Raw genomic sequence first — 25472 nt, 5'->3', positions numbered from 1 at the left:
CGGCGCCCCCGCCCGTTGCGCCGGGTCCTGGTCCGTGTCCGCCGGCCCGCGCGGCCCACCGTGCCGCGCGGGCGTCCGTCGAATCGGCCGGGTGCCGTTCAGGCCGGCCGGGCGGAGCGCGTCAGCCACTCGTGCGCGGCCCGTGCCGTGAACTCCCGCTGTCCGCCGCGCAGCAGCAGCGCGGCGGTGGCGAACTCCGGGGCGTCGGCCTGTGCCGCGACGTACGGAATCGCGATGCAGCGCATGCCCGCGGCGTGCGCCGCGGCGACGCCCGGGACGGCGTCCTCCAGCACCACGCAGTCGGCGGGGTCCGTTCCGAGCCGACGGGCCGCCTCCAGGAAGACGTCGGGAGCGGGCTTGCCGCGCGGCACCTCCTCCGCCGAGACGACCGTACGCAGATGAACGTCCAGGCGCGTGCCGGCCAGGATCGCCTCGATCGCCTCGGGCGAGGAACCGGAGGCCACGGCCATCGGTACGCCCTCGGCGGCGAGCAGCTCGACGAACCGGCGCATCTCGGGGTACACCTGCGTCGAGGCGCGGGCCAGCCGGAGGTAGTGGCCGTTCTTGACCTCCAGCAGGTCCTCCACCGAGGCCCGGAGCCCGTACCGCTTCCGCCAGTCGGTGATCGTCTCCCGGGTGCTGATCCCCACGTAGCGCTCGTGCTCAGCCCAGGAGAAGTCCGGCACGCCGTGCTCGGCGAGGGTCAGCCGGCCCGCCTCGTAGTAGTTCGGCTCGCTGTCCACGAGCGTTCCGTCGAGATCGAAGACGACCGAGGGTGCGTCGAAAGTGCTCATGGGGCCCAGGATGCCAAGCTCCGAACGGCGGAAGGACGTCAGGAGCGGACAAGGAGTCCGGGAGGGGGCAAGGACTCCTGGAGGGGGCAAGGACTCCGGGAACGAGCAAGGGCTCTAGGGGCGAGTCGTCCGGCCGATCGACTCCACCAGCGGCAGCAGCCGGTGCGGGACGCGCTCGCGCAGGGCCACCTCGGTGCGGGTGCGGACCACGCCGGGCAGGTTGATCAGCTTCTGGACCACGTCCTCGAGGTGGGCGTTGTCGCGCGCCACGACCCGGGTCAGCAGATCTCCGGCACCGGTGATCGAGAACGCCTCGACGATCTCCGGCACGGCGGCCAGTTCGTCGCCGACCTCGTCCAGGTGCCCCTGCGTGACCTCGATGTGCACGAACGCCAGCACCGGGTGTCCCAGAGCGGCGGGGGAGAGGGCCGGGCCCGTCCCGGTGATCACTCCCTCGCGCTCCATCCGGTCGAGACGGGCCTGGAGAGTGCCACGCGCGATCCCGAGGACCCGGGCGTACTCCCGCACGCTGGTGCGCGGCTGCTCCAGCAGCAGTCGCAGGATGCGGGTGTCCAGCTCGTCCACGGCCATGGCGCCCGGCCTCCTGTCCTGCGGGTTCACCGCTCGGCTGCTGCGGGTGCGCCACTCGGCGCGCAGGCCTCGGTGATCGGTGATCAGTGATCTTTTCCGACTGTATCAATGACCGATCGCCCGGCCGGGCCGTTGGCCACCCGCCGTCGGCCGTTGGCACTCCGTCGGCCGCTCGCCGGTGACTCGTGCTGTGCCATTGGCTCAGTGCCGAGGAGGTGAGTTGAGCCAGTGGCGGCCAAGGTGCTGAGATGGACGCATCGATGGCGCTGCGGACTCCGCGGCGCCTTTCTCATGCGAGGGCGCAACCTCGCCCACCATGAATGAATCCGAGGGGCGGTCGACAGTGCTGAAGAGGGTGTTCACGGCTCCGGACCCGGGCCGGATACGGCTGCGCTTCGCCACGCGGGCCGTGCTCGGCATCGGTCTGGCGGTCGCCGTGTGCGGCCTGGCCGGACACTCGCTCACCGGCGTCGTCACCGGCGGACTCGCCGCTCTCCTGGCCCTCTTCACCGTCACCGACGCCACCGTCCGCGGGCAGGCGCTCACCACCGCCCTGCTGCCCGTCGTCGGACTGCCCGTACTCACCGTCGCGGCCGGGCTGCACGGCCACCCGGTGGCCCGGGACCTCGCCGTCCTCGCCGTGGTGGGACTGGGCGTGTACGCGCGGCGCTGGGGTCCGCGCGGGCACAGTCTCGGCGTGTTCGCGTTCATGACCTGCTTCGCGGCGCAGTTCCTGCGGGCGACCGCGGACCAGCTGCCCGAGCTGTACGCCTCCGTCCTGCTGTCCGTGCTCGCCGCCGCCGCGGTGCGCTTCGGACTGTGGTGCTACGAGAGGCGCCTGCCGCCCGCGGTGGTGCCCGCCCCGCCCGGCGGCACCGGCCTGGCCCGCGTCACCACCCGCCAGGCCGTCCAGGCGACGGCCGGCGCCGGCTTCGCGCTCGTCGTGGGCCAGCTGGTGTCCGGCGAGCGCTGGTACTGGGCCGTCGGCGCCACCTGGTGGGTCTTCGTCAACACCACCTCGCGCGGCGAGACCCTGGTCCGAAGCTTCCGGCGGGTACTGGGCACGGTCCTCGGCATCGGCCTGGGCCTGCTCGTCGCGGTCCCCGCCCAGGGGGACGGGCTCGCCACGGCACTGGTCGTCCTGGTGTCCGTTTTCGGCGTCTTCTACACGGCCGCCGTGTCCTACACCTGGATGATGCTCTGGGTGACGCTGCTCGCCGCCATGCTCTACGGCCTCCTGGGCGTGCTCGACCCCGGGCTGCTGGCCCTGCGGGCGGTGGAGACCGGCGTCGGAGCACTCGGCGCCGGCCTGGCCGTGGCCCTCGTCCTGCCCGTCACCACTCACCACGTCACCGGCGCCTGGATCCAGCGGGCCCTGCGGTGCGTCCACGCGTGCACCGCGCAGGCGGCCGCGCGGCTGGCGGGGACCGAGGGCGCCGACCCGGCGCCGAAGGTGACCGAGCTGGAACAGCTGCTCGCCCGGGTGCGGCTCTCGGTCGCCCCGCTCGTCCACCCGCTGAACCCCATGCTCGGCCGCAAGCGGCGCGCCCGCGCGGTGCTGGCGCTGCTCGACGACTGCGCCCGGGAGGTCCGGGGCCTCGTCCTCGTCGCCGCCGACCCGGAGGCCTCGCACGACGACCGCCTGGCCGCCGCGTGCCTGCGCGTGGAGAGGGCGGTCGAGGCGCTCACCGACGGCAGGGACGACATCGCCGTGCGGACGCCCCCAGCGGCGACGGAACCGGCCCTGGCCCATCTCCACGGCCTGGAGCGGGCCCTCGCCGAACTCGCCGCACCCCTGCGGGCACCGTCCGGATCCCCGCTGGTCGGGGCCTGAGGGCGAGGGCCCGAGAGGCCGGGCGGAGCGCCCCTTCTGGTCCAGACCTTCGGGGGGCGGCTGCTAGCGTCGCCCCGGTCGGCGGGAAGCGGGAGGGGATCAGGCGTGAGCGTGGGGGACCCGGGCGTGACGGACGGCAGGCGGCGGGCGTTCATAGGATCGTTCACGACGGCGGGCGGTCCGGGCATCGTCGCCGCCGCCCTCACTCCCGACGACGGCGCCCTGACCGTGCTGAGCACCGTGAACGGCCTGCCCGACCCCTCCTGCCTGGCGCTCTCCCCCGACGGACGGACGCTCTACGCGGTCAGTGAGACGACCGAAGGGGCCGTGGCCGCGTTCCGGGTGCCCGGCGCCGGGAGCGGCGGCGCGGGGGACGCGCCGGAGCAGGCCGGACCCGCGGTGCCGGTCCACGGTGACGGGCCGACCCACCTCTGCCTCTTCGCCGGACACGTCCTCACCGCCAACTACGGTTCGGGCAGCGTCACCGCCGTCCCCGTCCGTGCCGACGGGAGCCTGGCGCACTCCGCGTCCGGGGTGTTCCCGCCGCCCACCGGCCCGGCCCCCCGCACGCACCGCCGGCGGCCGCACGCCCATCAGGTGCAGCCCGACCCGAGCGGCCGCTGGGCGGTCGGCGTCGACCTCGGCACGGACTCGGTACGGGTGTACACCCTGGCCGACGGGGCTCCCGCGCGGCACCGCGAGGTGGCGCTGCGCCCCGGCTCGGGCCCCCGCCACCTGGCCTTCCACCCCGACGGCACGCGCGCGTACCTCCTCAACGAACTCAGCCCCACCCTGACCGTCTGCCGCTGGGACGCCGCCGAGGGCACGCTGCGGCCGCTCACCGAGATCCCCGTCCTGCCCGGTGTCCCGTCCGGCGACGCCTACCCGTCGGGCGTCGCCGTCTCGCCCGACGGCCGCTTCGTATGGACCGCGACCCGCGGAGAGGACGTCCTGTCGGTGTTCGCGGTCGAGCAGGGCGTGGACCGCGCGGTCCACGCCGCCCGCTCGGCCGGAAGCGACGAAGCGACCGGGGCGGCCGGGCTGCGGCTGATCGCCACCGTCCCCTGCGGCGGCCACTGGCCCCGCGCGCTCGTCGAGTCCCACGGCTTCCTGTACGTGGCGAACGAGCGCTCCGGGGACGTGACCTGGTTCGCGGTCGACCCGGACACCGGAATGCCCCGGCGCCGCGGCTCGATCCCGGTGACGGCGGCGTCGTGCGTGGTCGTCGGCTGAGCGATCCCCCCCCGGTCGTACACGCCGAAAGGCCCGCCCCGATGGTCGGAGCGGGCCTGTTCGGCGTCTGCGTCGTGGAGCGGATGAGCCCGCCCGGGGTCAGTTCGCCGGAATGCCCTGTGCCTGCTGCGGGCTGATACCCAACGCGGAGGTGTACTTGGCCAGGGCGAGCTTGCCGATCGCCGGGTAGGGGCCCAGCGCCTCGGCGGCGGAGCAGCCCACCTCCTTCGCGGCCTCCTCGACCAGGCTCGCGTCGATCTCGGGGCCGATCAGGTACGGCGCGAGCGCCAGCTGCTGCGAACCGGAGGCACGCAGCTGCTCGGCCACCGCCGCGATCGAGCCCTCCTCGTCCAGGGCCGCCGCCATCACCGGCACGGCAAGGCGCGCGGCCAGCAGCATGCCGGTGATCCCGGCCGCCTGTACGGCCTCGCCACCGCCCACGGAGGCGAGGATGATGCCGTCCGCGGCGGTCGCCACGGTGAACAGGCGGGCGCGGTCGGCGCGAGCCAGTCCGGCCTCGGACAGCCGTACGTGCAACGCCTCCGCGAGCAGCGGGTGCGGGCCGAGCACGTCGGTCAGCTCGGCGGCGACACGGCTGTCCATCAGGGCCTGACGGACCTGGCGCAGCAGCGCGCCGTCCGGACCGGCGAGCAGCGGCACGACGACGGCGACGGGGCCGTCCGGTTCCTTGGCGTCCAGGCCGGCCGCGCGCGCCTGCTCGAAACGGGCGGTGCGCTCCTCAGCGGCATGCGCCAGCACCGACTGCAGCGTGGGAAACTCTGCGTCGTCCCCGTCGAGGTAACCGGTCCGGGCGTCCAGGCCCGGCAGCTCGGAACGGGCGATGCTGATGACCTCGTCGGCGAGGGAGCGGGTGGCGCTGCTGGGAGTACCCGGCACGGCGAGGACGAGCGCGGGCGCGCCCTCGGGAGCCACCAGAGGCTCGGGACGGCGGTGCCGTCCGGGCTGGCGGGGGCGCGGCATTCGTACTGGCAGGCCGGACGCGGGCCCAGTGGGGGTGCTCATGGAGCGGAATGTTAGTGGTTTCCTGGGCTCCCCTGTTCGGGGAGGGTGCGCCTGCGCGGACTACGTCCATTTTTGTCTTAAGTGTCATGTATGGATGTCGGGTGCATCGGCGCCTTCCTCACCTGCCGGGCTCGTCACGCACAACATCTTCTCGTCACCCGGAAGGGTGAACGAATCGGTCGCGAGGTCGGTGGCGATACGTACCGCCCCGTGCAACGGATCTCCTTCCGCCGTCACCCGCCGCGCCCGCGGCAGCCGTTTCGCCAGTTCCTCGTCCAGAGGCACGAGGAGGGGGGCGCCCAGGTTGAGCAGACCACCGGTGAACGCCACCAGCGGCTCGTCCGCGTCCCCGTCCGGGCCCTCGCCCGGAGCCGACCCCGCCCTCCCGCCCCGTCCCGGGCCCGTCTTCGGGCAGACGGCCGCCGCAGAGTCCGCCATGTGCCGGGCGGCCGCCCGCAGAATGTCCGCGGCGACGGCGTCACCGTCGGCGCACTCGGCCACCCGGGGTGCGAAGGAGGCGAGGACGGCCGCCCGGTCGGTACGCGGATACAGGCGGCCGGGAAGCAACGCCGCCGGCCCGAATATCTCCTCGGCGAGTTCCAGCAGGCGGCCGGAGCCGTTGTCCCGTCCGTCGTGGGCGCGCAGCGCCGCTTCCAGGCCAGCCCGCCCGATCCACGCCCCGCCGCCGCAGTCGCCGAGCAGATGTCCCCAGCCGTCCGCCCGGCGCCAGCCGGTCAGATCGGTGCCGACGGCGATCAGACCCGTGCCGGCGGCGACCACGGCACCCGGCCGCGGCCCCAGGGCGCCGACGTAGGCGGTGACGGCGTCGGCCGCCAGAGCGACGCGGCGCACCCCCAGTTCCCGGGCCAGCGCTGCCGGCAGCTCGGCGCGCAGCGCGTCCCCGAGGCTGGCCAGTCCCGCCGCACCGACGACCGCCGTGTCCAGCCGCCCGATGCCGGCCTCGGCGGCCAGTCCCCGGGCCATGGGCGCCAGTTGTTCCATCAGGTGCCCGGGGTCGATCCCCCGGGAGCCGGTCCGCACCGGCTCCCGGGAGGCACTCCGGGCGAGCGGACCGCGTCCGGCGGCACCGACGACGACCCGCAGCCCCGAGCCCCCGGAGTCCACGGCCACGAAGCCGGGCCCGGCGACCGTCGCGCCTGTCGTCGCCGCCCCTTGCCGGGCCGGCGGACCGCCGGTCGGGGGACCACTGCTCGGGGGGTCACTCCTCGGGAGGCCGCTCGTCGGCGGACCGTTGTCGGACGGACGCAACGGGCTCCCCTCTCTTCCCGGGTCTCGACCTCGACGGGGAGGAAGGGTAGCGCCCTCAGGGCGTTCCCGAGGCATGAAGCGGGCTGCTGGGCCAGGGGTGTCGGTGTGAGCCAGTAGAGTGATCCACTGTGGCACCACGACCCTTGCACGAACTTGTTGAGCCCGGCTGGGCGAAGGCCCTGGAACCGGTGGCCGGACGCGTCGCGGCCATGGGGGACTTCCTGCGCGCGGAGGTCGCGGCCGGCCGGACGTACCTCCCGGCGGGAGCGAACGTCCTGCGGGCTTTCCAGCAACCCTTCGACGAGGTAAGGGTCCTGATCGTCGGTCAGGATCCCTATCCGACACCGGGAATGGCGATCGGGCTGAGCTTCGCGGTATCGCCGGACGTGCGGTCGCTGCCGGGCAGCCTCGAGAACATCTACCGGGAGCTGAACACCGATCTGGGCCTGCCCAGGCCCGCCAACGGTGATCTGACCCCGTGGACCGAGCAGGGCGTCCTGCTGCTCAACCGGGCGCTCACCACCGCCCCGCGCAAGCCCGCCGCGCACCGGGGCAAGGGCTGGGAAGAGGTCACCGAGCAGGCCATCCGCGCCCTCGCCGCGCGGGGCGGGCCACTGGTGTCGATCCTGTGGGGGAGGGACGCGCGTAATCTGCGCCCGCTCCTCGGGGACCATCCGGCGATCGAGTCGGCGCACCCCTCACCCATGTCGGCGGACCGCGGCTTCTTCGGCTCGCGTCCGTTCAGCCGGGCCAACGACTACCTGGTCCGGCAGGGCGCCGCCCCCGTGGACTGGCGGCTGCCGTCCGCCCAGGAAGCGAACGCGCCGGCCGGGTAGCGCGGTCGGGCCGGAGGGTCCGGCCGGGCTCAGGGGCCCGAGCGGCTGACGCCTTTGGGTCCCGGACGCCGTGAGCCCCGGTCGCGAGCCGCCGCCCCCCCGCGGTCGTCGACGGTGTGGGCGGCTGCACCTTCGAGGCCGCTGGGTACGGCCCTTCGGGCTTCAGCCGATTCGTTTCACGGGAGAACCGCGGCCCGGACGCACAGCACGTCCGGCAGATGCGCGGCGAGCTGCCGCCAGCTGTCGCCGTCGTCGGCCGACGCATACACCTCGCCGTTGCGGTTCCCGAAGTACACGCCCGCCGGGTCGGCGCCGTCGTGGCACATCGCGTCGCGCAGTACCGTGCCGTAGTGGTCGCCCTGCGGCAGGCCCGCGTCGAGCGGATGCCAGTTTTGGCCCGCGTCCGTCGTGCGGTAGACGCGGCAGCGCCGGTCGGCCGGTACGCGGTCGGAGTCGGCGTTGATCGGGAACACGTACGCGGTGTCGCCCCGATGCGGATGGGCCACGACCGCGAAGCCGAACGTCGACGGCAGCCCGGCGCCGATGTCGGTCCAGTGCGCGCCCGCGTCGTCGCTGCGGTACACACCCCAGTGGTTCTGCAGATACAGCCGGTCCGGGGTCACCGCGTCCCGGGCCACCTTGTGCACGCACTGGCCGAACTCCGGGTTCGGATCCGGCAGGAACACCGCGGAGACCCCGGAGTTGGACGGGGCCCAGCTCGAACCGCCGTCCAGCGTGCGGAACACGCCCGCCGCGGACACGGCGACCGTCACCGCCCGCGGATCCCGTTCGTCGGTCAGCACGGTGTGCAGGCCCTCACCGCCGCCGCCCGGCACCCAGGCGGAGCGGGTCGGATGCTCCCACAGCGGCCGGACCAGGTCGAAGGTCTCCCCGCGGTCCTCCGAGCGGTAGAGCGCGGCCGGTTCCGTGCCCGCGTACACCACGTCCGGCTCCGCGGCCGCCGGATGGAGCTGCCAGACCCGCTCCAGCGACGCCCCCGTGTCCTTGGGGAACTTGACGGCGGGCCGTGCCGGTTCGGTCCAGGTCCGGCCCAGGTCGTCGGAGTGGAACACGGACGGGCCCCAGTGCGCGCTGTCACCGCCGGCCAGCAGCCTCGGTACCGGACCGCGGGTGTCGACGGCGACCGAGTACACCGCCTGGGCGTTGAAGTAGGGGCTTTCGTCGAACTCCCAGGCGGCACCCCGCCGACGCCCGATGAACAGACCTTTGCGGGTGCCCACGGCGAGCAGTACCTCGGACATGCCGATCACCTCCGTGACGTCTTCGTCGACGCCCTCGTTCCGGACATCCGCCAGTCTGCACCCCACCACTGACAGTCACCTCAGGATCAGGCGCCGACGCAGGTCGGAGCGGAGGGGCGGAGGGGCGGAGGGGCGGAACACGAGGCAGGTGCGGCGGACCGCACCACGGCCCGGTCGGTGCACGGGCGGTGGACGGGTGCGGGCCGGCCCTCCGGACACGGACGGCGGCCGTGCGCAGCGCCGCATGGGCGCCGTGCACGGCCGCCGCCCTCACCGTGGGGGGCTGCCGCCGGCGGTTCTACTGGTAGCCGGCGGTCCTACTGGTAGGTGATGTCGGACGACGCGTACTTGCAGTAAGTACCGTCGGCGCCCGATCCGTTGCTGCTGGGCTCGGAACCGCTGTTGTTGCCGATGTACTTCTGGCAGGGGATGATCTTCTTGCTGCTGTCCCCGACGATCTTGATGTTGCGCAGGGTCACGCTGTCGCCGTAGTTGGTGTTGATGCCGGCGATCCTGCTGCCCTTCCAGCTCACCTCGATGGTGTTGAGGTTGATCGTGCGCTTGTACTGCGTCGAACAGTTGCCGCAGGAGCGCACGAAGGTGCCGAAGTTCTTGACCGCGAAGTTCGACACGTTCAGCGTGCCGGCGCCGTTGAACTGGAACACCTTGTCGCTGGCTTCCTTGGCCCCGCCGCCGCTGACGGTGTAGACCGAGGACGACGACGTGCCCTTGAACGTGGCCGCGTCCTCGCCGACGTCCTCCCACCACACGTTCTGCAGCGTGCAGGAGCCCTTGCAGTGGATGCCGTCGGCCGCGGGGGCGCCGAGGATGACGTTCTTCAGGACCGCGCCGTTCGCCAGTTCCAGGATCGGGCCCTGGTCCTCGTCCTGGCTGCCCGAGCCCAGGGCGCCCGTGCCGTAGAGGCGCTTCATCCCGTAGTCCTTGGTGCCGGACACCGAGATGGTGGAGGAGACGCCCTCGCTGCCGTTGGGGGTCGGCCAGGTGGCGGCGCTTGCCGAGGACGCCCCGGTAGTCATGATCATGCCAACCGAGAGGCCGAGGGTGGCCAGGGCTCCGGTCAGTGCGCGCCCGCGGGCGCGTGGTCGTGTCGCGGAAGTCATGTCCCGGTTCCTTCTCTCGTGGTGTGGGGGATGTGGCGATGCGGAGGGCGCGGAGGCGTCATGCCACCCGGCCTCGTTCACATCGCTGAACGGAACGTAGAGGGTAAGCGCTTTCTGGTCAACGCCTTGGACGTCCATATTCGGCCGTCCGGCGCGAGCGGAAGCATCGGGTGCCGAGCGGGCGGTGACGGAGTGCTCCCGGGGTCCTTCGCCTTCGGCGGTGCGGAGTGCGCGAGGGGGACGCTTCTTACGGTGCCGACGGCATCCGCTGCGCTGACAGGGTGCCGTCCGTCGACCGGACTGCGTGTTTGTTCGTATGGAAAGTGATCACGTGATTACGTGGCGCGCGTGCTCGAGGAATCTTTTCTCCATCTTTCCGATCGTTCTCCGGCGGACGGGGCGGTGTCCGTGTGGCCCGCCTGGGAGGTCCGGGAGGGCGGGCAGGCGACGCGCTGGTTCCATGTGCGGCTCGACTTCGCGGACGGGGCCGGCGTCGAGGCGCTCGCCCTGGTCTCCGGGCTCTGCGTCTGCGTCGAGGACGTGCGGGCCCAACCCGCGCTCTCCCTGGAGGACCTGGCGCTGTTCGCCGACTGGATCGAGGGGCCGCTCGCACGGGCGTGCGGCGCCGATGGCGGGCCGGGCCACGACGACGGGACAGCCGGCGACGGACCGGGCACCGGCGGCCGGGGCGCCCCGTGCGCCCCGGCCCCCGGCATCGAACCGGCTGCCGGGGACGGGCGGTCGGCCGACGGTGAACCGGCCCCCGACGGTGCACCGGACTCCGAGGGCGGCTCCGTCGTCCGGGCCCGGCCGCCCGGTGCGGGGGAGCGCCGGAGCCGTGCGGTCCGGCCGCGGGAGCCCGTGGGGAGGCGCCTCGTGGCACGGGAGTACCGCGCGGCCCAGGAGGAGGGCACCGATCCGGTCCTCGCCGTGATGTGCGCGACCGGATACAGCCGGCGCGGAGCGCTCAGGGTCATCGGGCGGGCGCGCGACGCGGGCCTGCTGACTCCGCGTCACGTCCGGCGGCCGTCAGAGTAGGGAGCGCATCCGGGTGATCTCGCTCGTCTGCTGGGCGACCACGTCGTCGGCCATCTCCTCGACCTGAATGTTGTTGCCCTGCGCCTTCACCTCCGTGGCCATGGTGATCGCCCCCTCGTGATGGGTGATCATCAGCGTGAGGAAGAGCTGGTCGAAGGCCTTCCCCTCGGCCGCGCGCAGGTTCTTGAGCTGAGCCGGGGTCGCCATCCCGGGCATCGTCGCGTGGTCGTGTCCGTGGTCGTGCCCGTCGGCCTTCCCGGACTTGCCGTGCTTCGTCAGCCAGCCCTCCATCATCTTGATCTCCGGCTGCTGGGACGCGGCGATCCGTTCGGCCAGCTTGACGATCTTCGTCGACTCGGCGCGGTCCGCGACGAGGTCGGTCATCTCCAGGGCCTGCGAGTGATGCTCGATCATCATGCGGGTGTAGGAGACGTCCGCGGAGTTGGGGGAGTCGTCCTCGACGCGCCGCTCCGCCGCCTCCTCGGCCGACAGGGTCCGGTTCGGTTCTCCGGGCTCACCCGGCGCGATCACCGAAGGACCGCTCGCCGAGGCCGACTTGGCGTCGTCCGTAGCGGAGTCGCAGCCCGTGAGCCCGAGTACGGCCAGGGCGATCAGCCCGGTCGCGGCGACGGACGCGCGTGACGCACGGCGGTGGAACACGAGACCTCCTGTGGCAGGCGGGTGGCACGACACCTCGTGAGTGCTGACGACTGTCCTAGCACGCTTCCGCGCGTCAGTGATCAAAAAACTTCGTTGCGAGTGTGTTGCCCACTGTTGATATGCGCATGCTCAGGACCATACTGCCGGAGCAGAACCCGTTCCGAGCCGAACGGGACAAGGGAGGAAAACAGTGATCCTGTTAAATGTTCCCCGAACCCGGCGCAGACGGCTGGGAGTTGCCGCAGCGGCCGGTGGGCTGCTCGCCGCGCTCCTGACCGCCGCGCCGGCCGCGGCGATCCCCGACCCCGGGGACGCGCCGCCCGCTTCGAAGGAGATGTCGAAGAGCGCGCAGGCCGAGGCGCGCGAGGCCATCGCGCAGGGCGAGATACCCGCCCAGGACGAGGTCGTCCACTCCGCCAACATCCGCCATGTCGCCCACGTCCCCAAGGACGCGCTGCCCGGCACCAATTCGGACCTGGCCTTCCAGGGCCGGTACGCCTTCGCCGGAAACTACGACGGCTTCACCGTCTACGACATCAGCAACCCGAAGTCGCCGAAGACGGTGTCCCAGGTGCTGTGTCCCGGATCCCAGAACGACATCTCCGTCTCCGGGGATCTGCTCTTCCTCTCCACCGACTCCTCGCGCAGCGACGACAGTTGCAACAGCACCACGCAGCCTGTGACCGAGAAGTCCTCGTGGGAGGGCATGAAGGTCTTCGACATCAGCGACAAGCGCAACCCGCGCTACGTCGCCGCCGTCGAGACCGCCTGCGGCTCGCACACCCACACGCTGGTCCCCGAGGGCAAGAACGTCTACCTCTACGTCTCCTCGTACTCGCCGAACGCCGCCTATCCCGACTGCCAGCCGCCGCACGACGGCATCTCCGTCATCAAGGTGCCGCGCAAGGCCCCGCACAAGGCGGCCGTGGTCGGATTCCCGGTGCTGTTCCCCGGTGAGGGCCCCGACGGCGGCGGCAACCCGGGCGGGCCCACCAACCCGGGTGTCTCCAAGACCACGGGCTGCCACGACATCACCGTGCTGCCCTCCAAGGACCTGGCCGCCGGTGCCTGCATGGGCGACGGCATCCTGTTCTCCATCAAGAACCCCGAGCGCCCCAAGGTGATCGACCGGGTGCAGGACAACGTCAACTTCGCCTTCTGGCACTCCGCGACCTTCAACCAGAAGGCCGACAAGATCGTCTTCACCGACGAGCTGGGCGGCGGCGGCGCCGCCACCTGCAACGCGGAGATCGGACCGAACCGCGGGGCGAACGGCATCTACGACGTCGTCGGCAAGGGCGACAGGAGCAAGCTCGTCTTCCGCAGCTACTACAAGATCCCGCGTCACCAGGCCGACACCGAGAACTGCGTCGCCCACAACGGCTCGCTGATCCCGGTCAAGGGCAAGGACATCATGGTCCAGGCCTGGTACCAGGGCGGCGTCTCCGTCTGGGACTTCACCAACTCCTCGAAGCCGAAGGAGATCGCCTACTTCGAGCGGGGTCCGCTGAGCACCGACCAGCTCGTCACCGGCGGTTCGTGGTCGGCGTACTACTACAACGGCTACATCTACTCGAACGACATCGCCAAGGGCTTCGACGTCCTGAAGATCGACGACCGGCGCACGGACCCGGCCCGCGGGGTCCATGTGCGTGAGCTCAACGTGCAGACGCAGCCGGACTACTTCGACTGAGCGTCCGGCTCGGGCCGACGGACGGGCGCCGGTGACTCCGGCGCCGCCCCGGTCGCGAAGAACCGTGACACATCCGTCCGGTCCGGCGCGTCCGTGCCACCCGTGCCTTCCGAGCCGGCCGTTTCACCCGAGTGGTTCGATCCGTCCGGCCGTTCCGTGTCGTCGAAACGGTCCGACGGGCCGCTCGCACCCGTCCCGCCGGGCACCTCGGTGTCCGGCGGGACACCCAGGCCCCGGTCGAGCCGGTACCGCTTGAACAGTTCCTCGCGCAGCACCGCGACGGGCATCGGCACACCCGGCACCAGGGCCGAGTACACGGCGCCCATCAGCAGGGCGCGCAGCATCGGATAGTCGCTGTCGACCTGTGTCGAACCGTACCGGGCGACGGTGTCGCTCAGCAGTTCCGCCAGACGGCGCTGCTCGGGGCAGGGCAGGAAACCCTCGGCCTGCAGCAGCCCGGCCATGTGCTGGCGCATCAGTACGGGACGGTCCCGGGCCAGGCCCAGGATCGCGTCGATGGCCCGCGCCATCCGCTCCTGCCCGTCGTCGGTTCGCGGTTCGCGCTCCAGCGCCTCGTCGAGCGTCCGGTGCATCAGGCGGTGCACGGCGGACTGCACCAGCTGGCGTTTCCCCGGGAAGTAGTACGACACCAGGCCTCGCGCGGAACCCGCGCGGTCGGCGATGTCGCCGAGCGTCGTCGCCTCGTATCCGCGCTCGCTCACCAGCTCGACGGCGGCTTGGAGAAGTCGCTCCTTCGAACGTCTCCGCAACTCTTCATTGACCGAGGCGCTGCGCGGGGACATCCTGGACTCCTGCGTTGACTGGCTGGCAGCCAACTATACTCAGCGCATCCGGTCGGGCCCCGTGTGGGACCCTTCCGGGCTGCCGTCCTCCTCGGGCGGCGCGGGGGATCGCCCGAGGAGGACGGCGCAGTCGTCGGCGCGGGCCCGCTCGTCCGGGCTGCCGGGGCTTCTGGCCCGGCGGGCCGCCGGGATCTCTCGCGGTCAAGAGCGCCGATGCCCATGGACGCGTACGGCCACGGCCACGGTCACGAGGCCGAGGAGCCAGCCGCCGAGCACGTCCGTGGGCCAGTGGACGCCGAGCCAGACGCGGGTGAGGCCGACGCCGGTGACCGAGAGCACCGCCAGGGCCACGGCCCAGCCCCACAGGGCCCGGCCCACCCCGTGCCGGCGCAGCAGCCAGAGCAGGAGGCCGCAGGTGAGGGCGGCGGTCATGGCATGACCCGAAGGGAACGCCGCGTAGTGGGCCGTGTCCACCGGATCCGGCCACACGGGACGGGCGCGGCCCACCGCCGCTTTCAGAACCTGCTGCACCATGGCCCCCACGGCGCACGTCACCACCAGCCACACCGCGGTCCACCGGGCCGCGTACCGGTACCACAGCAGCAGCGCGACCGCCCCGCACAGCAGGCGCATGGTCCACGGGTCCCAGACCCAGTCCGTCAGAATGCGGGCCGTCTGCGTCAGCCCCGGTTCGTCGACCGCCCAGCGGTGGAAGGCCGAGGCGATGTCACGGTCCAGACCGGTCAGCGGGCGCCACTTCGCGGCGACCAGGATCAGCAGAAGGGCTGAGCACACGGCCGGAACGCCGAGGAGAGCGGCGGACGGACGGTGCTCCGGTGGGCGGAGCGGTGCCTCGGGGGCGACGGGAGAGACGTGGGGGGAGGGCATACAGCGATACTCGTCGACTCACGGGGCTCGGAGCCAGTCCCCTCGCCCGCCGGCAGCCCGGTCGGTCCGGTCACCACCTCGCCTCCGAGCCCTCGTGCCCCCAAAGCCCCCGTGCGACGCCGGACGGGCCCTATCCCAGCGCCCGCAGCCCCGGTACGAACGCCACCAGCACCGGGATCACCGGCACCAGTGACGCCACGGCCGTCAGCCGCAGCCGGTGCCACGCCGGCAGCCGGTTCGGGGGAGTCAGCAGCCGGCGCACCCGGGCGGGGATCTGGCCCTGCGGGGACGGGCAGGGGCCGAACACCCCGCGGTGCTCGTTGAGCTCGACCAGCGCCAGGGCGGTGGTCAGCCGGCCGAAGCGGCGGGAGGCCGTGTCGTCGGCGGCGAGTTCGACCAGCCGGTGCATCTCGTCGCGGAACGCGGCGAACACCGGCACCTGGGGAAAGCCGTCGGCGAGCGCCGAGGAGCAGTGCTGCAGCCAGTCGTGCCGGGCCTGCGCGTGCCCCCGCTCGTGCGCGAGGACGGCGTCCAGCCGGCGGCCCTTCAGCCTGCGCAGCGCGGCCGTGGTGACGACCAGCCGGGGCGGGGTGCCGGGCAGCCACCAGGCGTCGGGGTGTTCGCCCTCCAGTACCACCAGCCGGCCGGCGCCGGGCTCCTCGCCGGGCAGCAGCGGCGCCCGCACCAGAAGCTCGGCCCGGCGGGCCCGCCGCCGGGCACGGGCCCGTACGACCTCGCGGACCAGCATGGTCGCGGTCCACAGCCCGCCGCACGCCAGCGCGACCGCGGTGGTCGCCGCCAGGGGCCCGGCCGTGCCCAGGGCGTAGGCCTCCACGACGCCGTGCGGTGCCGTCGCGAACACGGGACGGCCGACCACGTCCGAGGCGGCCGCCGCGCTGAACGTCATCGACAGGGCACAGCACAGCAGCACCGCGGCGACCACGCACTGCCACACCCACAGCGCCACCACCGGCTCACGGTCCGCCCAGTCGGCCCGCGCCAGCAACCGGGGGCCGGTGACGGCGATCAGGACACCGAGCAGCAACAGTGCCGCGGGGAGCATCATGCGTTCAGCCTATGAGCGCACACCACCCCCGGGTACGGCTCACCGGGGCAAAGTGACGTAGGCAACGGCCTGGCCCGTCGGCCGGCCGCCGCCTGCCCGCCTCACATCGTCAGCAGCATCGCCACCATGGCGATGCCCATGGACAGTCGGCACGCCCGCGCCAGTTCCGGCCGGTCACCCCAGCCCGAGGCCTCGCCGGTCCCTGGCGCCGGGTTTCCCGCCGCAGCGGTCACCGGCACCAGTCGTACGCCTGTGACCAGCACGTATCCGGTGAAGTAGAGCAGCAGGGCGCCGGTCAGCAGGGGGATGCCCGAGCTCCCGTGCGTGTGCCCCTGCCCCGCTCCGGGGGAGACGGCCATCGCCACCGCCATGTAGACCATGGCCCCGGCGCCCAGGGGGTGGTGCAGATGACGGGCGCCCGCGCGGGCCGCCCACAGGGCGTGCAGCCCCGCCGTACCGAACACCACCGCGTAGACGGGCCACGCCCACGAGGGCGGTGTGAAGGCCGCCGCCGGTACGGCCATCGCGGCCATGCCGAAGCCCATCAGCGCCTCGCCGCCCGCAGTGCGGCGCTGCTCCTCGACGCTGCTGCGCATCCGCAGCAGGCAGTAGACGCCGGTCGCCGCGCAGAGCGCGACCAGCAGCCAGCCGGACGCCGCCGGTCCGTGCACGCGAACCTCCCCCTCCGGGCCCGCCCCCGCCACACGGGTGGTCCCGTTCCACGGTCGGTCAAGGCATGCCCGCGCTCGAAGGCGTGCACGCGAGCGCACAGGGGTACATGGGGGGCATTCGGGGGAGCACCGCAGGTCATGAAGATGTTTTACGAGTAAAAGATCTGGTAGTCTTGCACGTCATGAGCAGTGCGACCCCCCATCCCACCCCCGAGAAAGAGCCGGCGCCGAAGCCCCGGCGGTTCCCGCTGGTCGACGTGCTGCGCGTCGGACGGCCCTCCAACATCTGGTTCAAGCCGGCCTTCAGCGTGGTGGCCGCCGTCGCACCGCCCAGCCTGCTTCTGGTCGCTCTCGGCCGACTGGACCTCGCCGCCTACACCATGGCCGGTTCCCTGTGCGCCCTCTACGCCCACAACCGTCCATACCACGCCCGCGCCAAGGCACTCGCGGGCGTGGTGGCCGGCATGGTCGGCGGCCTCGCCGTGGCCCTGGTCGCCGCCTCGCTCACCGGCAACGCCGTGATCCTGGTCGCGATCGGCGCCCTGCTGGCCGCCGTCCAGAAGGTGGTCTGCGACGTCACGCGTATCGGCCCGCCCGGCAACGTGATCCTCACCTTCGTCAGCTCCGCCTCGCTGTTCGTCCCCCAGACCCTCGGGCAGGTCCCCGGCCACGTGGCACTGGCCGCGGTGGCCGGGGTCTGGGCCTGGTCGGTCGGCATGGCACCCGCACTGGTCCGGCCGCACGGTCCCGAACGCCGCGCCACCGCCGACGCCCTGAACGCCACCGCCGCGTACGTCGACACCGGCGGCACCGGTGACGGCCACGCGCGGGCCCGTGCCTCCGCCTACGCCGCCGTGCAGGCCGCCTGGCAGTGTCTGCTCCTCACCGGCCCCCGCTCCCTCGCCACCCGCCGGGCCCTCGAACGGCTGGTCATCCGCGCCGAGATCGCGCTCGCCGCGCCGGCCGACGCCGACCCCGCCCGGCTCCGTGCCCAGGCCCGTGAGGTGCGCGGCACGGGCCGTGTCCCGGGCGCCGACGACCCCCGCTCGGAGGCCGACGAACTTCTCGGTGCGGCCGCCGAGCGTGCCATCCCCCACCGCTCCCTGTGGTCCCGCCTGGGACCGCTCACCCCCATCGTCGTACGTACCGCTCTCGGCTGCGGCCTCGCCGGATACGCTTCTCTCGCTCTCGGGGTCGGGCGGCCCTACTGGGCCCTGACCACCGCCGCCGCCCTCTACCAGGCCAACATCACCCTCACCTGGAGCCGGACCGTGCAGCGGGTCGTCGGCAACCTCGTCGGCGTGCTGGTCTTCGCGGCCGTCGCCCCGGTCGCCGACCTCGGACCGCTCGCCCTCGTCCTGTGCTGCCTCGTCTTCAACTTCGGCGCCGAGGCGCTCATCGGCCGCAACTACTGGCTCGGCAGTGTCTGCGTCACCCCGCTGGCCCTGCTCGTCACCGAGTTCCCCGGCTACCAGGGGACCGGCTCCCTGATCACCGATCGTGTGGTGGACACCCTGGTCGGCGCGCTGGTCGGCTTCGGCGCGGCCCTGGTCGTCACCAACCGGCGGGCGGGCAACCGCGTCGCGACGGCGCTCACCGCGGTGGGCCTGCGGCGCGAACACGCGGCCCGGCTCCTGGCCGACCCACAGGCCGCCCCGGCCGCCCTGGAGACCGCCCGGCGCGGCCTGGCCGCCGCCCTCGTCGACCTGCGGGCCACCGCCGACGCGGCCGCGGGCGAATGGTGGCTTCGCACGCTGCCGCAGGAGCGGGTCGTGCTCGCCGAGCAGGCGGGACACCGTACGCTCGCGGCGATGGTACGACGCCAGGGCCTGGCGGCCGGCTCCGGCGCGGAGATGAACGGGAGCGCGGTCGCAGGCACGAGTACGGACACCGGCCCGGGCACAGGCTCGGGCACGAGTGCCGACACCGGCCCGGGCACCGGCACCGGTAAGGGCGCGAACGGCGACACGGGCAACGACACGGAGGACGTACGGCCATGAGAGCGACCGAAGGCCACCCGGCCGACGGAGGACGTTCCGCCGGAGGGGCCCACCGGGCCGACGGCGGACCCCCGGCGGACGAGGCTCTCCCGGCCGGCGCGGGAGTCCCCACCGGCGAAGGCACACCGGTGTCCGGCCAGGACACCGTCGCAGAGGTGGTCCGGCAGTGGCGGGCGGTGTACCCCGGCCTCGACACCGGGCCCATGGAGATCATCGGGCGCATCAACCGCTGTGCCGCCCTGCTCCAGCAGGCCGAGGACGCCCCGCTCGGCCGGGCCGGACTGACCCGTCCCGAGTTCGACCTGCTCGGCGCGCTGCGCCGCACCGGCCGCGAACTCACCCCGGGGGAGCTGGCGCGCGAGACCTTCTCCTCGGGCGCCGCCGTCACCAAGCGCCTCAAGCAGCTCACCGCGCGCGGCCTGGTGGAGCGCCGCGGTGACCCCCGCGACCGCCGCATGGCCCGGGTCCGCCTGACCGACGCCGGGCAGGACGCGGTCGACGGGGTCATGCCCGCGCAGCTCGCCTACGAGAGCGCCGTGCTGTCCGGCCTGGACGGACCGGCGCTCGGCGAGCTGGCCTCGTTGCTCGCCGAGCTGCTGGGACGGCTGGAAGGACGCCTGGGCGCCCCGCGGACGTGACGAACCCCGGCCGTCGGGATCGCCGTACCCGGTCTCAGATCCCCGGCCGGTACCGCAGCGGGTGATCGGCCGGGATCTCCACGAGGACGATCGGCGTGCCGTCCGGGTCGGCGATCCACATCTCGATCAGGCCCCACGGCTCCTTCACCGGCGGCCGGACGATCCCGACGCCCTTGTCCTTCAGCTCCTCGTGGGCCACCGCCACGTCCGCCACCTGGAGCCACAGTCTCGTCGCGGGGTCCGCCGTGCCTGCCGGGCCGTCGGACCGGCCGGACAGCTCCAGGAAACCGCCGCCGAGGAAGTAGACCGTGCCGCGCTCCGGGCCGGTGGCGAACTCGCGGTACACCGCGAGGCCCAGCTGCTCGCCGTAGAAGACGCGGGAGCGCTCGGGATCGGTGGGACGGAGGAGGATCCGGCTGCCCAGTACATGCACCATGCGGCCGAGCGTAGCGGCCGGGATAACCTCGTCCGTGGCCGAGCCACGCCGACAACCGGTACAGCCGACGCATGTGCGGACTGCGAACCGAGGACTGCGTGCCGCGGACCGCGGACGACCTGAGCGAAGAAGCGGAGAAGTGCCCCATGGAATCCGTCACCGAGAGCGTACTCACCTTCCGTGACGCCACCGAAGCCGATGTGGACGGCCTCGTCGCGCTGATCGAGTCGGCGTACCGGGGCGACTCCAGCCGGGCCGGGTGGACCACCGAGGCCGACATCCTTCAGGGGCAGCGGACCGACCCGGAAGGCGTGCGGGAGGTCGTCAAGTCGCCGGACAGCCGGCTGCTGACGGTGGAGCGCGAGGGTCGGATCGTCGCCTGCTGCCAGCTCGAGCACCGCGGTGACCACGCCTACTTCGGCATGTTCGCGGTCAGCCCCGGGCTCCAGGGCGCCGGGCTCGGAAAGGCGATCATCGCTCACGCCGAGCGGCAGGTGCGGGACACCTGGGGCGCGCGAGAGATGCACATGACCGTGATCACGGTGCGCGAGGACCTGATCGCCTGGTACGAGCGGCGCGGTTACCGCCGTACGGGCAGGACGACTCCCTTCCCGTACGGCGACGAGCGGTTCGGCATTCCGCTCCGCGCCGACCTGCGGTTCGAGCTGCTGGTCAAGGAACTGGCCTGACGGCCGAACGCACGGTCCCGGCCGCCCCCGGACGGAGCCGGCCCGGCCGTCACGCGGTGAAGCGGCCGGTGCGTTTGATCTCCGGGTAGTCGGTGGTCGCGCCGTCGAGCCCGAGGGCCCGGACCAGTCTGAGGTGGTCCTGCGTGTTCACCACCCAGCCGATGATCCGCAGGTCCGCCTTGCGGGCCTGCTCGACGATCTCCAGGGTGAGGCGGCGGATGTTCAGGCAGACGGTCGACGCACCGGCGCCGACCGCCCGCTCCACCACGTCCGGGCCGTAGCGGCTCGCGACGAGGGCGGTGCGCACCCCGGGCACCAGACGGGCGATCTCGGTGATCGCGTCGTCGTGGAACGAGGACACCTCGATCCGGCCCACCAGATCCCGCCGGTTCATCACCTCGGCCAGGGCCCTGGCCGCCTGCACGTCCTTGATCTCGGCCTGCAACGGGGCGTGGACGGCGTCCAGCACCTCCTCGAGGACGGGGATGCGCTCGCCGCGTCCGGCGTCCAGGGCGCGCAGTTCGGCGACGGTCCGGTCGGCGATCGGGCCCGTGCCGTCCGTCGTGCGGTCCAGGTCCGCGTCGTGCATGACGACGAGCGCGCCGTCCTTGCTCAGGTGCAGATCGAGTTCGATGACGTCGAGACCGGCCTCCTGGGCGGCGACGAAGGACCGGAGGGTGTTCTCGGGCTCGACACCCATGACTCCGCGGTGACCGATGGTGAGGAAGTTCAAGATACGACTCGCTTCCGTCGACGGCGACGCGGGACCGCGTCCCTGCGGCCCTCCTGGACCGTATCGTCTGTGCCCGCCCCGTCCAGATGCTGAACAGCGAAGTCGAGGAGTGTCACCCACTCGCGTGATGGGCAGGAAAAAGTGCGGTGACGACCGGGGTGGCGCAGGATAATTTACGGAGGTGTCCCTTGCTGGGAGAAACCTCGTATGTATACGGTCGGCGTACGCAGTTTCTTCGCTGGAGGATGGGATATGACGGAAATTCTTGCGCAGGTGGGTACGGAGGGGCACGTTCCTTCGACGGCCAGGGTGGTCGAGCACCCGGCGTGGCCCGTGCTCAAGGATGCCGTGGAGCGGATCAGGCCCTGGCAGGCGAAGGACGGATCGATCGACCTCGACGCCGAGGGGGCCCCGGCCCGCGCCGAGGCCGAGCTCGAGGTGCGCCGCGTGGTCGACGCGCTCGACGAGCTGTCCCCGCTGCTCCCGCACGACCGCGCCTACCACGAGGCCCTGGCGAAGGACCTGACCCGCTGGGCCGAGGGCGGCTTCGAGGTGCCCGACTTCCTGGACTCGCTGCTGGCCTTCCACCCGGCCGCGCACCGCGAGGACGGCCTCCAGCACCTGGTCGTCTTCCCGATGTACACGCAGAACGGAAACCCGGACCGCAACCTCGAGGCGGTCGTGCTGCGCATGGTGTGGCCCGACTGGCTGGCCGAGCTGGAGCGCACCCGCTACGACAACCCGCTGTTCTGCGGCATCTCGTTCGAGGACTTCACCGCGGGCTACGACACCAACTCCGCAGTGCTCTTCCCCGAGACCATCGCCGTGCGCGAGGCCCCCGAGCGGTTCACCTGGGGCGGAATCTTCTGCGACCGCGAGGCCGCCCGCTTCCGCCGGGTGTCCGCCGCCGCCGTCGACCTCCTGGGCCTCGAGCTGCCCGACGATGTCGCCGCGCTGGTGCACGACCAGAAGCGCTGCGAAGAGGCGTTCGTCCTGTGGGACATGGTGCACGACCGCACCCACAGCCACGGTGACCTGCCCTTCGACCCGTTCATGATCAAGCAGCGCCAGCCGTTCTGGATGTACGGCCTGGAGGAGTTGCGCTGCGACCTCACCGCCTTCAAGGAGGCCGTGAAGCTCGCCGGCGAGGGCGTCCCGCAGGCCCGTGACGTCCAGGTCGCGGTGCTGTTCGACCGCATGTTCCGCTTCCCGGTCACCGGCGAGCGGGTCCGCAACTACGACGGCCTCGGCGGCCAGCTGCTCTTCGCCTACCTGCACAAGCACGACGTCGTCCGCTGGACCGACAACAAACTCACCATCGACTGGGACCGCGCCCCGCAGGTCACCAACCAGCTGTGCGCCGAGATCGAGACGCTGTACCGCGACGGCATCGACCGCCCCAAGCTCGTCCACTGGTTCGCCGGGTACGAGCTGGTCTCCCGCTACCTCTCCCCGCACCCGGGATCCAGGTGGGCCAAGGGCCCCGACGCCCTGGACCTGACGCAGCCGCCGCGGAAACTCGTCGATGACGTGCTTCCGGACGAGTTTCCGCTGAGCATGTTCTATGAGGCACTGTCCAAGAAGCTGAAGAACGTAATCGCCTCGACCCGGGGCATCACGGCGGACAGCGCCGAGCGGATCGCCGCGTGAGCGATCTGGTTCGCACCACTGCTCAGGAGGCGATGACCATGGGGAACGGGGCACTCGACGGTGCGGTGATCGCGGTGGCCGGCGCGGGGGGACCTGCGGGGCGGGCGACACTGCTCAGGCTGGCCGAGGCGGGGGCGACCGTCATCGGCTCCGACAACGATCCGGAGCGGCTGGCGGAGGCCGTGGACGCGGCGCGCTACGCGCACGGCGGCGCCACCGTCACCGGTGACACGGTCGACCTGCTCGACCTGGACTCCACCCGTGAGTGGGCCGCGCGCACCGAGGAGGAGTTCGGCCGGATCGACGGCCTGGTCCATCTCGTCGGCGGCTGGCGCGGCAGCGAGACCTTCACCAAGACCAGCGTGGACGACTGGGACCTGCTGGAGATGTTGTTGGTCCGGACCGTGCTGCACACCTCCCTCGCCTTCCACGAAGGGCTGCAGCGCAGCGACCGCGGCCGGTACGTCCTGATCAGCGCGGCCGGCGCCACCAAGCCCACCGCGGGCAACGCCGCCTACGCCGCCGCCAAGGCCGCCGCCGAGGCGTGGACGTTGGCCATGGGCGACTACTTCCGCAAGGCGGGGGGCGAGCAGGGGCCGACATCGGCGGCTGTGATCCTGGTGGTGAAGGCGTTGGTGCACGACGCGATGCGCGCCGAGCGCCCCAACGCGAAGTTCGCGGGCTTCACGGACGTCAGGGATCTCGCCGAGGCGATCGCCGGCGTCTGGGACAAGCCCGCCGCGGAATTGAACGGAAACCGTCTGTGGCTGACCGAGAAGCCGTGAACCCGCCCCGGACCGACGCGCGCCGCCATCACGACCCGGATGTCCGCGGTTTCGCCAGCGACAACTACGCCGGGGCTCACCCGGAGGTGCTCGCCGCCCTGGCCCTGGCCAACGGCGGGCACCAGGTCGCGTACGGCGAGGACGCGTACACGGAGAACCTCCAGCAGGTGATCCGCAGCCACTTCGGCCCCACCGCCGAGGCCTTCCCGGTTTTCAACGGCACCGGTGCCAACGTCGTCGCGCTCCAAGCGGTCACCGACCGTTGGGGCGCCGTGATCTGCGCCGAGAGCGCGCACATCAACGTCGACGAGGGAGGAGCGCCGGAGCGCGTCGGCGGGATCAAGCTCCTCACCGTGCCCACCCCCGACGGCAAGCTCACCCCCGAGCTGATCGACCGGCAGGCGTACGGCTGGGAGGACGAGCACCGGGCGATGCCGCAGGTGGTGTCCATCGCTCAGGCCACCGAGCTGGGCACGGTGTACACGCCGGACGAGATGCGCGCCCTCTGCGAGCACGCGCACGCCCACGGGATGAAGGTGCACGTGGACGGCTCCCGGCTGGCCAACGCCGCCGCCACCCTGGACGTGCCGATGCGCACCTTCACCAACGCGGCCGGCGTCGACCTGCTCTCTCTGGGCGGCACCAAGAACGGTGCCCTGTTCGGCGAGGCCGTCGTGGTGCTGAACCAGGACGCCGTCAGCCACATGAAGCACCTGCGCAAGCTGTCCATGCAGCTCGCGTCCAAGATGCGCTTCGTCTCGGTGCAGCTGGAGGCCCTGCTCGCGCGGGACCTGTGGCTGCGCAACGCCCGGCACGCCAATGAGATGGCCCAGCGTCTCGCCGAGGGCGTGCGTGCCGTGCACGGTGTGGAGATCCTCCACCCGGTCCAGGCCAACGCCGTCTTCGCCCGCCTGCCGCATGCCGTGACCGAGCGCCTGCAGAAGCGCTTCCGCTTCTACTTCTGGGACGAGACCGCGGGCGATGTCCGCTGGATGTGCGCCTTCGACACCACCGAGGACGACGTGGACACGTTCGTGGCGGCCCTCAAGGAGGAGATGGCCCGCTAGCGGCCGTCGCGCGGTCGACGTCCTCGCAGGGGTGTGCACCCGACCGAAAATGTATTGATCTTCGGTTGGGTGCATACCTATGCTCCGTTGGTATGCAGACCATCCAGGAAACCCCGGATCTCTCCGCTTATCTGGCCGCAGACGAGGCGATTGACCACCACCACGACCTGGTCCGCGAGACTGCCGCCGGGCTCGCGGCCGGAGTGGCCGACTCGTATGAGTATGCGCGAGCGGCCTTCGATTTCGTGCGCGACACCATCCCGCACTCGCAGGACTCCGGCGATCCCCGCGTCACCTGGCGTGCTTCCGACGTCCTGGAGCGGCGCACCGGTATCTGCTATGCCAAGGCCCACGCGCTGGCCGCACTGCTGCGGGCCGAGGACATCCCGACGGCGCTGTGCTACCAGAATCTCGGGGTGGTGCACGGTCTGGTCGCCGTGCGGTTCCGCGGCGCCTGGCACCGGCAGGACCCCCGGGGCAACAAGCCGGGGGTCGACGCCCGCTTCTCCCTGGACGGCGAGCGGCTGGCCTTCACGCCCGATCCGGCCTCCGGTGAGAGGGACTACCCGCTCCTGTACGCCGCACCGCATCCCGTCGTGCTGGACGCGCTCAAGACCGCGCGGGACCGCCCGCACCTGTGGCGGACGCTGCCCACCGCGCTACCGGAGCACGCCGGAACGTGACGTGCGCGT

General features: G+C 72.3%; 25 protein-coding genes. 12 read left to right on the top strand and 13 right to left on the bottom strand.

Features of this window, described 5'->3' with window-relative positions; translation table 11 throughout:
* Window positions 1-98: 98 nt before the first annotated feature.
* Both OHB56_RS06685 and OHB56_RS06680 read right to left on the bottom strand, forming a co-directional pair.
* Window positions 99-794, bottom strand: coding sequence for an HAD family hydrolase (locus tag OHB56_RS06685; protein ID WP_406352178.1), 696 nt, complete (start codon window positions 792-794; stop codon window positions 99-101).
* Window positions 795-908: 114 nt separating this feature from the next.
* The gene (locus OHB56_RS06680) at window positions 909-1385 is read right to left on the bottom strand and encodes an Lrp/AsnC family transcriptional regulator (protein ID WP_326751418.1); all 477 of its coding nucleotides are present in this window, start codon (window positions 1383-1385) and stop codon (window positions 909-911) included.
* Between the two features lie 343 nt (window positions 1386-1728).
* Between OHB56_RS06680 and OHB56_RS06675 the strand changes: the two genes are divergently transcribed.
* Both OHB56_RS06675 and OHB56_RS06670 read left to right on the top strand, forming a co-directional pair.
* Entirely contained in the window at window positions 1729-3219 is a 1491-nt protein-coding gene (locus tag OHB56_RS06675; RefSeq protein WP_406358952.1) for an FUSC family protein, read from the top strand.
* Window positions 3220-3345: 126 nt separating this feature from the next.
* The gene (locus OHB56_RS06670; protein WP_406358950.1) at window positions 3346-4452 is read left to right on the top strand and encodes a lactonase family protein; all 1107 of its coding nucleotides are present in this window, start codon (window positions 3346-3348) and stop codon (window positions 4450-4452) included.
* 99 nt (window positions 4453-4551) lie between these two features.
* Here OHB56_RS06670 and OHB56_RS06665 read toward each other — a convergent pair whose 3' ends face one another.
* Entirely contained in the window at window positions 4552-5475 is a 924-nt protein-coding gene (locus OHB56_RS06665) for a sirohydrochlorin chelatase (protein ID WP_406352176.1), read from the bottom strand.
* 84 nt (window positions 5476-5559) lie between these two features.
* Window positions 5560-6600 carry an N-acetylglucosamine kinase gene (locus tag OHB56_RS06660; protein WP_406352174.1) on the bottom strand — a complete coding sequence of 347 codons (1041 nt, stop codon included), beginning with the start codon at window positions 6598-6600 and terminating at the stop codon, window positions 5560-5562.
* A 272-nt stretch (window positions 6601-6872) separates the two neighbouring features.
* Between OHB56_RS06660 and OHB56_RS06655 the strand changes: the two genes are divergently transcribed.
* On the top strand, window positions 6873-7580 hold the full coding sequence (locus OHB56_RS06655; protein WP_326751415.1) for a uracil-DNA glycosylase: 708 nt from the start codon (window positions 6873-6875) through the stop codon (window positions 7578-7580).
* Between the two features lie 176 nt (window positions 7581-7756).
* Here the strand turns inward: OHB56_RS06655 and OHB56_RS06650 are convergent, their stop codons facing one another.
* Both OHB56_RS06650 and OHB56_RS06645 read right to left on the bottom strand, forming a co-directional pair.
* Complete coding sequence (locus OHB56_RS06650; protein WP_406352172.1) at window positions 7757-8911, bottom strand: WD40/YVTN/BNR-like repeat-containing protein; 1155 nt, start codon at window positions 8909-8911, stop codon at window positions 7757-7759.
* Between the two features lie 248 nt (window positions 8912-9159).
* Window positions 9160-9963, bottom strand: coding sequence for a pectate lyase (locus tag OHB56_RS06645; RefSeq protein ID WP_326751413.1), 804 nt, complete (start codon window positions 9961-9963; stop codon window positions 9160-9162).
* Window positions 9964-10365: 402 nt separating this feature from the next.
* On the opposite strand from OHB56_RS06645, the gene OHB56_RS06640 reads away from it, so the two are divergent.
* Complete coding sequence (locus tag OHB56_RS06640) at window positions 10366-11001, top strand: DUF6214 family protein (protein WP_406352170.1); 636 nt, start codon at window positions 10366-10368, stop codon at window positions 10999-11001.
* Here the strand turns inward: OHB56_RS06640 and OHB56_RS06635 are convergent.
* Entirely contained in the window at window positions 10993-11661 is a 669-nt protein-coding gene (locus OHB56_RS06635; protein ID WP_326751412.1) for a DUF305 domain-containing protein, read from the bottom strand. The genes OHB56_RS06640 and OHB56_RS06635 overlap by 9 nt on opposite strands.
* Window positions 11662-11851: 190 nt before the next feature.
* Between OHB56_RS06635 and OHB56_RS06630 the strand changes: the two genes are divergently transcribed.
* On the top strand, window positions 11852-13354 hold the full coding sequence (locus OHB56_RS06630) for a hypothetical protein (protein ID WP_326751411.1): 1503 nt from the start codon (window positions 11852-11854) through the stop codon (window positions 13352-13354).
* Here OHB56_RS06630 and OHB56_RS06625 read toward each other — a convergent pair.
* The 4 genes from OHB56_RS06625 to OHB56_RS06610 form a co-directional block, all read right to left on the bottom strand.
* The gene (locus OHB56_RS06625; protein WP_326751410.1) at window positions 13342-14157 is read right to left on the bottom strand and encodes a helix-turn-helix domain-containing protein; all 816 of its coding nucleotides are present in this window, start codon (window positions 14155-14157) and stop codon (window positions 13342-13344) included. The genes OHB56_RS06630 and OHB56_RS06625 overlap by 13 nt on opposite strands.
* A 201-nt stretch (window positions 14158-14358) precedes the next feature.
* Window positions 14359-15045 carry a phosphatase PAP2 family protein gene (locus OHB56_RS06620; RefSeq protein WP_326751409.1) on the bottom strand — a complete coding sequence of 229 codons (687 nt, stop codon included), beginning with the start codon at window positions 15043-15045 and terminating at the stop codon, window positions 14359-14361.
* Between the two features lie 130 nt (window positions 15046-15175).
* On the bottom strand, window positions 15176-16111 hold the full coding sequence (locus OHB56_RS06615; protein ID WP_406352168.1) for a M56 family metallopeptidase: 936 nt from the start codon (window positions 16109-16111) through the stop codon (window positions 15176-15178).
* 101 nt (window positions 16112-16212) lie between these two features.
* The gene (locus tag OHB56_RS06610) at window positions 16213-16782 is read right to left on the bottom strand and encodes a DUF5134 domain-containing protein (protein WP_326751407.1); all 570 of its coding nucleotides are present in this window, start codon (window positions 16780-16782) and stop codon (window positions 16213-16215) included.
* 182 nt (window positions 16783-16964) lie between these two features.
* On the opposite strand from OHB56_RS06610, the gene OHB56_RS06605 reads away from it, so the two are divergent.
* Window positions 16965-18782 (top strand): FUSC family protein, encoded by a 1818-nt coding sequence (locus OHB56_RS06605; protein ID WP_406352166.1) that lies wholly within the window; start codon window positions 16965-16967, stop codon window positions 18780-18782.
* Window positions 18779-19420 (top strand): MarR family transcriptional regulator, encoded by a 642-nt coding sequence (locus OHB56_RS06600; protein WP_326751405.1) that lies wholly within the window; start codon window positions 18779-18781, stop codon window positions 19418-19420. The genes OHB56_RS06605 and OHB56_RS06600 overlap by 4 nt, the downstream gene beginning before the upstream one ends.
* A gap of 34 nt (window positions 19421-19454) precedes the next feature.
* On the opposite strand, the gene OHB56_RS06595 is transcribed toward OHB56_RS06600, so the two are convergent.
* Window positions 19455-19856 carry a VOC family protein gene (locus OHB56_RS06595; protein ID WP_326751404.1) on the bottom strand — a complete coding sequence of 134 codons (402 nt, stop codon included), beginning with the start codon at window positions 19854-19856 and terminating at the stop codon, window positions 19455-19457.
* A 146-nt stretch (window positions 19857-20002) separates the two neighbouring features.
* Here OHB56_RS06595 and OHB56_RS06590 point away from each other — a divergent pair, with 146 nt between their 5' ends.
* A complete protein-coding gene (locus OHB56_RS06590) occupies window positions 20003-20545 on the top strand; it encodes a GNAT family N-acetyltransferase (protein WP_326756911.1) in 543 nt (180 codons plus the stop codon).
* 49 nt (window positions 20546-20594) lie between these two features.
* Here OHB56_RS06590 and OHB56_RS06585 read toward each other — a convergent pair whose 3' ends face one another.
* Window positions 20595-21278, bottom strand: a complete 684-nt coding sequence (locus tag OHB56_RS06585; protein ID WP_406352163.1) for a glycerophosphodiester phosphodiesterase — start codon at window positions 21276-21278, stop codon at window positions 20595-20597.
* 252 nt (window positions 21279-21530) lie between these two features.
* Between OHB56_RS06585 and OHB56_RS06580 the strand changes: the two genes are divergently transcribed.
* The 4 genes from OHB56_RS06580 to OHB56_RS06565 all read left to right on the top strand — a co-directional run bounded on the left by OHB56_RS06580 (window position 21531) and on the right by OHB56_RS06565 (window position 25463).
* Entirely contained in the window at window positions 21531-22928 is a 1398-nt protein-coding gene (locus OHB56_RS06580) for a DUF6421 family protein (RefSeq protein ID WP_406352162.1), read from the top strand.
* 38 nt (window positions 22929-22966) lie between these two features.
* The gene (locus tag OHB56_RS06575; protein WP_326756910.1) at window positions 22967-23713 is read left to right on the top strand and encodes an SDR family NAD(P)-dependent oxidoreductase; all 747 of its coding nucleotides are present in this window, start codon (window positions 22967-22969) and stop codon (window positions 23711-23713) included.
* Window positions 23710-24780 carry a low specificity L-threonine aldolase gene (locus tag OHB56_RS06570; protein ID WP_326756909.1) on the top strand — a complete coding sequence of 357 codons (1071 nt, stop codon included), beginning with the start codon at window positions 23710-23712 and terminating at the stop codon, window positions 24778-24780. The genes OHB56_RS06575 and OHB56_RS06570 overlap by 4 nt, the downstream gene beginning before the upstream one ends.
* 92 nt (window positions 24781-24872) lie before the next feature.
* Window positions 24873-25463 carry a transglutaminase domain-containing protein gene (locus OHB56_RS06565; protein WP_406352160.1) on the top strand — a complete coding sequence of 197 codons (591 nt, stop codon included), beginning with the start codon at window positions 24873-24875 and terminating at the stop codon, window positions 25461-25463.
* The last annotated feature ends 9 nt before the right edge of the window (window positions 25464-25472 follow it).

This window comes from Streptomyces sp. NBC_01635 (assembly GCF_045209715.1).
GTDB lineage: Bacteria > Actinomycetota > Actinomycetes > Streptomycetales > Streptomycetaceae > Streptomyces > Streptomyces hirsutus.
The sequence above is the reverse complement of the archived record's forward strand: the minus strand, read 5'-3'. Positions and strand labels throughout refer to the sequence as shown.